This is a genomic window from Protofrankia sp. CiP1_Cm_nod2, from assembly GCF_920664355.1.
GTDB lineage: Bacteria > Actinomycetota > Actinomycetes > Frankiales > Frankiaceae > Protofrankia.
This window is the reverse complement of the sequence record NZ_CAKKTL010000038.1, coordinates 18,294-25,265: the sequence shown is the minus strand read 5'-3', so window position 1 is coordinate 25,265 and position 6,972 is coordinate 18,294. Positions and strand designations below refer to the sequence as shown.

Genomic DNA, 6,972 nt, shown 5'->3' with positions numbered 1-6,972 from the left:
CCACAGCGCGTCGCCGCCGTTGTCGCCGCCACCGGCCAGCACGACGACCCGGGCGCCGTACACCCGCCCGAGCCGGCGGGCCGCGTGGGACAGCAGCCCGTGCACGGCCCGCTGCATCAGCAGGCCCGGAGGCAGGCTGGCGAGCAGCCGCGCCTCGGCCTGACGGACCTGAGCGACCGTGTGCGCAGACCTCATGCCGCCATGCTCCCGTCTTCCCCAGCGGGCCGTCCCGCCCATCCCGTCGATACCTGCTGGTACCCATGGAGGCGATGCCTTCGGCAGACGGCCGGTGGCCACGTCACGGCGCCCGCGGCCGGCCTTCCGCGACGGCGGGCGCCACAGCCGCGCGCCCGAGCCTCCCACGCACGATCACGACGGCGGTTCGTGCCACGGCCGGTCACCGGCCGCGGCCGTGGCGCGGGCGCACGGCCGTCGCGAGACCACGTCGGCCGTCAGCCGCGGCCGCGGGCGCGGGCCAGGACGCGCACCATGGCCGTGAGCTGTGGCAGACCGCCAGGGCCCCGCACCCGTAGACGGTATGTCTCGTAGAATTACCCGATGATCGTCAACCAGTCGGGGCCAAACGGACATGACGACATCGCCATCACACCGTTGCACGCAGTCTTCGACGAGGACGAGTGCGCACGCCTCGCGGGCCTGGGCGAGTTCACCCGTGGCGTCGCTCTCGCGCTGCAGGGACGGGTCGGCGACCTGAGAATCCGCCCGAGCAGCGCGTCCGGCACCGTGGACGGCGACCAGCTCACCCACACCCAGCTCTCGGTGATCGACGGAACACCGGGCTCGACCTGCACCTGTCCGACCGGCGCCGTCGAACAGTTCTGCGCGCACGCCGTCGCGCTGGCGCTGGTGGCCACGGGTGCCATCGACCCCAACGAGGACAGCGACGACGTCGACCACACCGACGACGGCTTCTACGACGCCGACGGCCAGCCCATCGACCTGCGTGACTTCCTCGAGAGCCTGGACGGGCCGGCACTGGTCGACCTGGTGGTCGACCTCGCCGCCGTCAACGACATTCTGGCCATGGACCTACGCGAGGCCGCGGCGCGCTGGCGGCGTCCGCACCCGACCGGATGAGCCCGAGGGCCGGCCCGGCCCGAACCAGGCCCACCGGCCACGGGCTGTGGCGGGTTCATCGACATCCGCCGACAGCGACCTCCTACCCGGCAGGCCCAGCAGACGACCGGACAGATGACCAGAAGGGATGCTTTCTCCCGGCAGCCCATCGCCTTCGGTGGCAGCCTGTCGCCGCGGACGCGGGGTCACGGCGCCCGCGGCGACGGTCGGCAGTCCCGCCGGACACGGGACCTGGACCGCCAGGGTGGGGCGTGCGCGAACGGCCGGACGATCCAGCCGTATGACCCTGATGATCATCGGCTGGCCGGGCCACCCGCGGACACGCCCGCGGCACGGACGGCGGCAGCGGCCGTTGGCCTGCCATGGGCCGGACGCCCGCGGCTGACCACAGCCAGCGAAGCAAGCGGCGGCGCGATCACGTCCTTCCCGCGCCCGCTGAGCCCGCCGGATCCGCTCCACCGGCAGGGCGAGCCCGGGAACCGGCCCGGCCGCCCCGGGAATCCGCGGGAGCTGGGCCGCCCGGGCCGCTCGCGGGAGCCGGCGCATCTGGTTCTGTTCCCCTTACGGCCCTCGGGCGGCGCTCCTCATGCCCGGGGAGCCGGCCAGTCCGTCCGTGAGCCTGGAGAAAGTTTCTTAGCCGACACTGTTTCAGGTCAACAGAAGAACATCAATCGACGCGATTTGTCGCCGAACTCACTCTGAAAACCAAATATCCGACAACTTGTCGTGCGGCTCTCGGCGATCCCTTGATGAATCCTCAACAGGACCTCAGCAGGCCAGCGGAACGGATCAGCGGCGAGGCCCGGCGAAGATATGCCCTCGAGCACCTGGATGCGCCGGGCCAGCATATCCGCCGCCCCGGCGCCGCATCTCCCACCATCCGGAGCCTCACCACCCGGAGCCTCTCGTGGCCCGGCCGGCATGGGCTTCGAGAGGCTCCGGATACGGCGGCTATTCGACGGTGACGGACTTGGCGAGGTTGCGCGGCTGGTCGACGTCGAGGCCGCGGGCAAGGGCCAGCTCGCAGGCGAAGACCTGCAACGGCAGCGTCGTCACCAGCGGGGCGAACAGGGTCGGCGTCGCCGGCACCCGGATCAGGTGCTCGGCATAGGGCTCCACGACGGTGTCACCCTCCTCGGCGATGACGATGGTCCGGGCACCGCGGGCCCGGACCTCCTGGATGTTGGAAACAATCTTGCTGTGCAGGTGCGAACGCCCCCGCGGGGACGGCGCCACGATGACAACCGGCAGCCCCTGCTCGACGAGCGCGATCGGGCCGTGCTTGAGCTCCCCGGCGGGGAAGCCCTCCGCGTGCATGTAGGCGAGCTCCTTGAGCTTGAGAGCGCCCTCGAGAGCGACCGGGTAGCCGACATGCCGGCCGAGGAAGAGCACGGCCCTGGCGTCGGCGAGGGTGCGCGCGAGCGCCCGCATCGGTTCGATCGTGGCCAGGGTCTCGCCCACCAGGGCCGGCATGGCCTGCAGCTTCTCGACGTACCGGGCGACCTCGTCGCCGTAGAGCACCCCCCGGACCTGCGCCAGGTACAGCCCGACCAGCAGGCACGCGGCCACCTGGCCGAGGAAGGTCTTCGTCGAGGCCACCCCGACCTCGGGGCCGCAGCGGGTGTACAGGACGGCGTCGGACTCCCGCGGGATCGTCGACCCGTTCGTGTTGCAGATCGCCAGCACCCGGGCCTTCTGCTCCCGCGCGTGCTTGACCGCCATCAGGGTGTCCAGCGTCTCACCGCTCTGGCTGATGGCGATGACCAGCGTGGAACGGTCCAGGACCGGGTCGCGGTAACGGAACTCCGAGGCCATCTCCACCTCGCAGGGCAGCCGCGTCCAGTGCTCGATGGCGTACTTGGCGATGAGCCCGGCGTGGTAGGCCGTGCCACAGGCGACGATGAACACCTTGTTCACATCACGGAAGTCCTGGGCGGACAGGCGCTCCTCGTCGAGGACGATCTCGGCGTCGCCGGACAGACGGCCGCGCAGGGTGTCGGCGAGGGCGGCCGGCTGCTCGCTGATCTCCTTGAGCATGAAGTAGGGGTGGCCGCCCTTCTCCGCGGCGCTGGCGTCCCAGCCGACGTGGTACGGGCGTCCCTCGACCTGGTTGCCGGCGAAGTCGGTGATGGTCACGCCGTCGCGGCGGGCCTCGACGATCTGGTCCTGGCCGATCTCCACGGCGCTGCGGGTGTGCGCGATGAAAGCCGCGACGTCACTGGCCAGGAAGGCCTCGCCGGCACCGACACCGACTACGAGCGGGCTGTTACGCCGCGCCCCGACCACCACGTCGGGATGGTCCCGGTGCACCACGACCAGCGTGAAGGCGCCTTCCAGGCGGCGGCACACCCGGCGGAATGCCTCGGTCAGCCGGCTCGCCCCGGCCGCTGCGGCCTCCTCGCCGGGCCCGGCGGCCCCAGCCCCCCCGGCCGCTGCCGCGGGCCCGTCCGAGGCGTTCACCGTGGCGAGCTCGTCCTCCAGCAGGTGCGCGACGACCTCGGTGTCGGTCTCGCTGACGAGCTCGTGTCCGTCGCGCTCCAGGCCGGCCCGCAGGCTCGCGAAATTCTCGATGATCCCATTGTGGATCACGGCGATGGCACCGGTGCAGTCGGTGTGCGGATGCGCGTTGCCGTCCGTCGGCCCGCCGTGCGTCGCCCAGCGGGTATGGCCGATACCGACGGTTCCCTGTGGACTGGTCTCCGATTCGGCGAGCGCCTTTTCCAGGTTGGCCAGTTTGCCCGCTCTGCGCAGAGTACGCAGCCCGCCGTCGACGACCACGGCCACGCCCGCCGAGTCGTAGCCCCGGTATTCCAGCCGGCGAAGCCCGGCCAGAGCCACCTCGAGCGCGGGCTGTCCCCCGATGTACCCGATGATCCCACACATGCGGTCAGCGTACGCAATCAGCGGCCCGCGCCCACCGGGGAGGACTCATTACACGCCTTTGCGTCTACTGGTGGTGATAGCGGTGTTCGCTGCCGGTAATAACGCTTCGGACGCAGGCAGGGCCCGCGGGCACCACGCCGGGCATCCCGGCAGGCGCCTCGCGGGGTGTCTCAGCCCAGGGCGCCGCGGACGACCGCCGCCAGGCGGGTGGCGACCCTCCGGGCCTGCTCCCCGGTCGGCGCCTCCACCATGACCCGGACCAGCGGCTCCGTGCCGGACGGGCGCAGCAGGACCCGGCCGTCGTCCCCGAGTTCGGCCTCGGCCGCGGCGACCGCGGCGGCGAGCTCCGGTGACGTGGACACCTTCGACCGGTCCACACCCGGGACGTTGACGAGCACCTGCGGCAGCCTTGTCATGACCTTGGCGAGCTCCGCGAGCGGACGTTGTGTCTCGGCCATCCGGCCGAGCACCTGCAGGGCGGTCAGCAGCCCGTCCCCGGTCGTCGCGTGCTGGAGGAAGACGACGTGCCCGCTCTGTTCCCCACCTAGGGCGAGCCCCCGTTCACGCATGGCCTCCAGGACGTAGCGGTCGCCGACCGGGGTCGCGACCACGTGGATCCCGGCGTCCCGCATCGCGTGGTGGAAGCCCAGGTTCGACATCACCGTCACCACGACCGTGTCGTCGGTGAGCTTGCCGTGCTCGCGCAGCCCCAGCGCGGACAGGGCGAGGATCTGGTCGCCGTCGACCATCTCGCCGTTGGCGTCCACGGCCAGGCAGCGGTCGGCGTCGCCGTCGTGCGCGATACCGACGTCGGCGCCGTGCTCGAGCACCGCCGCCTGGAGCGCCTGCAGATGGGTGGCGCCGCAGCCGTCGTTGATCCGGGTGCCGTCACCGTCCGCGTGCAGGGCGATCACGTCGGCCCCGGCGTCCCGCAGCACGCGCGGCGCCAGCGTGTACGCGGCCCCCTGCGCGCAGTCGACCACGACCCGCAGGCCGGTCAGCGCGACGGGAACGGCCGCCAGCAGGAACCGCGCGTACCGTTCGACAAGGTCCTGATCGTCACGGATCCGGCCGATGGCCGCACCGGTGGGACGGTTGGGCACCGGCGCGGCGAGGCGTTCGGCGATCTCGTCCTCGATCTCGTCCGGCAGCTTCTGCCCGCCCGCGGCGAACAGTTTGATGCCGTTGTCCGGCATCGGGTTGTGGCTCGCCGAGAGCATCACGCCGAGGTCCGCCCCCGAGCTGGCGACCGCGTGCGCCACCGTGGGCGTGGGGACCACCCCGATGCGCAGCACGTCCGCACCGGCCGACGCGAGCCCCGCGACGACCGCCGCCTCCAGGAACTCCCCCGAGGGACGGGTGTCCCGCCCGACCACCACGGCCGGGCGCCCGGAGCCGGCTGGACGGTGCTCGGTGAGCACCCTCACGGCCGCTGCCGACAGCCCCAGCGCCAGTTCGGCCGTAAGATCGACGTTGGCGACTCCGCGAACGCCGTCGGTACCGAAAAGCCTCACCATAGTGGTCACCGCCGTCAGTTCATCCCGTGTCGGACGCCGCCCGCGGACCGCGGTCCCGCCGGATTCCCCGGGACCTGCCGAGGGCGTGAGAAAGACCATGGCCGCGCGCTCTTGCGGGCCACCGGCATCGTGACGGCCCGTGGGCACGCGAGGAAAAGCACGAACGCGCTCTTCGTACACGCTCCTTCGCCTGGCGGATGCCCTGGGACTCCCGGATGCGCGCGAAAAGACTCGATCACGCGTTCGCCATCCTGGAGAGACGCTCCGGAGTACGCGACCACGTGATGAGAAGCATAGCCGCGCACTCCGCAGCCCGGGCGGATGCCACGCGGGCTACGGAGCGCGCAAACAATATTCCGAACGAACAGGACGAAGGCGGGTGGCGGTCCGTCCCGGAACGTCAGCGCTTGCTGTACTGAGGTGCCTTCCGGGCCTTCTTCAGGCCGTACTTCTTCCGTTCCTTGACCCGGGCATCCCTGGTCAGGAAACCGGCCTTCTTCAGCACCGGGCGGGATTCCTCCTCAGCGGTGATCAGCGCCCGGGCGAGCGCGAGCCGCAGTGCGCCGGCCTGGCCGGAGACCCCACCGCCGTGCAGCCGGGCGACCACGTCGTAGGACTCGGCCCGGTCCACCGCCTTGAGCGGCTCGTTGACCAGCTGCTGGTGCACCTTGTTGGGGAAGTAGTCCTCCAGGGAGCGCCCGTTGAGAATCCACTTGCCGCTGCCCGGCAGCAGGCGTACCCGGACAACAGCCTCCTTGCGCCGGCCGGTGGCGCGGGGATTGCCCTGGGCGTCGGTCACGACAGCCACGTCGTCTGTCCTTCCTGGTCAGATGGTCCGCGGCTTACTGCGCGACCTGGGTGATTGCAAACGGCTGGGGCTGCTGGGCCTGGTGCGGATGCGTCGGCCCGGCGTAGACCTTCAGCTTGGTGCCCTGCGCCCGGCCCAGCTTGCTCTTCGGCAGCATGCCCTTGATGGCTTTCTCGATGATGAGCTGCGGCCGGGTGTCCAGCAGCGACCCGTAGGAGACGCTGCGCAGACCGCCGGGATAGCCGGAGTGGCGGTGGTATTTGGCCTGCTCGCGCTTGTTGCCGCTGAGGGCCACCTTGCCGGCGTTCACGATGATGACGAAGTCGCCGGTGTCGATGTGCGGAGCGAACGTCGGCTTGTGCTTGCCACGCAACAGCTGGGCGGCCTGGCTGGCCAGCCTGCCGAGCACCACGTCCGTGGCATCGATGACATGCCAGGCACGCTGGACGTCTGTGGGCTTGGGCTGGTACGTGCGCACAGGTCTGCCTTTTCTTGTCAGCGGATGCGTATCGTGCCTGCGAACCGCTCAGATGAGTGGCTCAGAAGCCGCCGGCTGCGCCAGGACGCGCGGCCAACACAGGCCTCGCCACCTGACAGGAGCGGCAGTCCTTGAGGCTACCAGGCGATCGGCACGACCGGCCGGGGACCCCCATGCACCGATCCATG

6 protein-coding genes are annotated in these 6,972 nt (G+C 71.0%); 1 reads left to right on the top strand and 5 read right to left on the bottom strand.

Annotated features, from left to right (window positions below; genetic code table 11):
• The coding region (locus NBW84_RS06500) for an NAD(P)H-hydrate epimerase (RefSeq protein ID WP_445548649.1) at positions 1-195 on the bottom strand (195 nt) is incomplete at its 3' end.
• A gap of 363 nt (positions 196-558) precedes the next feature.
• Here NBW84_RS06500 and NBW84_RS06495 point away from each other — a divergent pair.
• On the top strand, positions 559-1,098 hold the full coding sequence (locus tag NBW84_RS06495) for an SWIM zinc finger family protein (protein ID WP_250282636.1): 540 nt from the start codon (positions 559-561) through the stop codon (positions 1,096-1,098).
• 951 nt (positions 1,099-2,049) lie between these two features.
• Here the strand turns inward: NBW84_RS06495 and glmS are convergent.
• From glmS to rplM, 4 genes are all read right to left on the bottom strand, one after another.
• The gene (gene glmS / locus NBW84_RS06490; protein ID WP_250282634.1) at positions 2,050-3,981 is read right to left on the bottom strand and encodes a glutamine--fructose-6-phosphate transaminase (isomerizing); all 1,932 of its coding nucleotides are present in this window, start codon (positions 3,979-3,981) and stop codon (positions 2,050-2,052) included.
• A 170-nt stretch (positions 3,982-4,151) separates the two neighbouring features.
• The gene (gene glmM / locus NBW84_RS06485) at positions 4,152-5,498 is read right to left on the bottom strand and encodes a phosphoglucosamine mutase (protein ID WP_250282645.1); all 1,347 of its coding nucleotides are present in this window, start codon (positions 5,496-5,498) and stop codon (positions 4,152-4,154) included.
• Between the two features lie 400 nt (positions 5,499-5,898).
• On the bottom strand, positions 5,899-6,306 hold the full coding sequence (gene rpsI / locus NBW84_RS06480) for a 30S ribosomal protein S9 (RefSeq protein ID WP_250282632.1): 408 nt from the start codon (positions 6,304-6,306) through the stop codon (positions 5,899-5,901).
• A gap of 34 nt (positions 6,307-6,340) precedes the next feature.
• Entirely contained in the window at positions 6,341-6,784 is a 444-nt protein-coding gene (gene rplM / locus NBW84_RS06475; RefSeq protein ID WP_250282630.1) for a 50S ribosomal protein L13, read from the bottom strand.
• Positions 6,785-6,972: the final 188 nt, after the last annotated feature.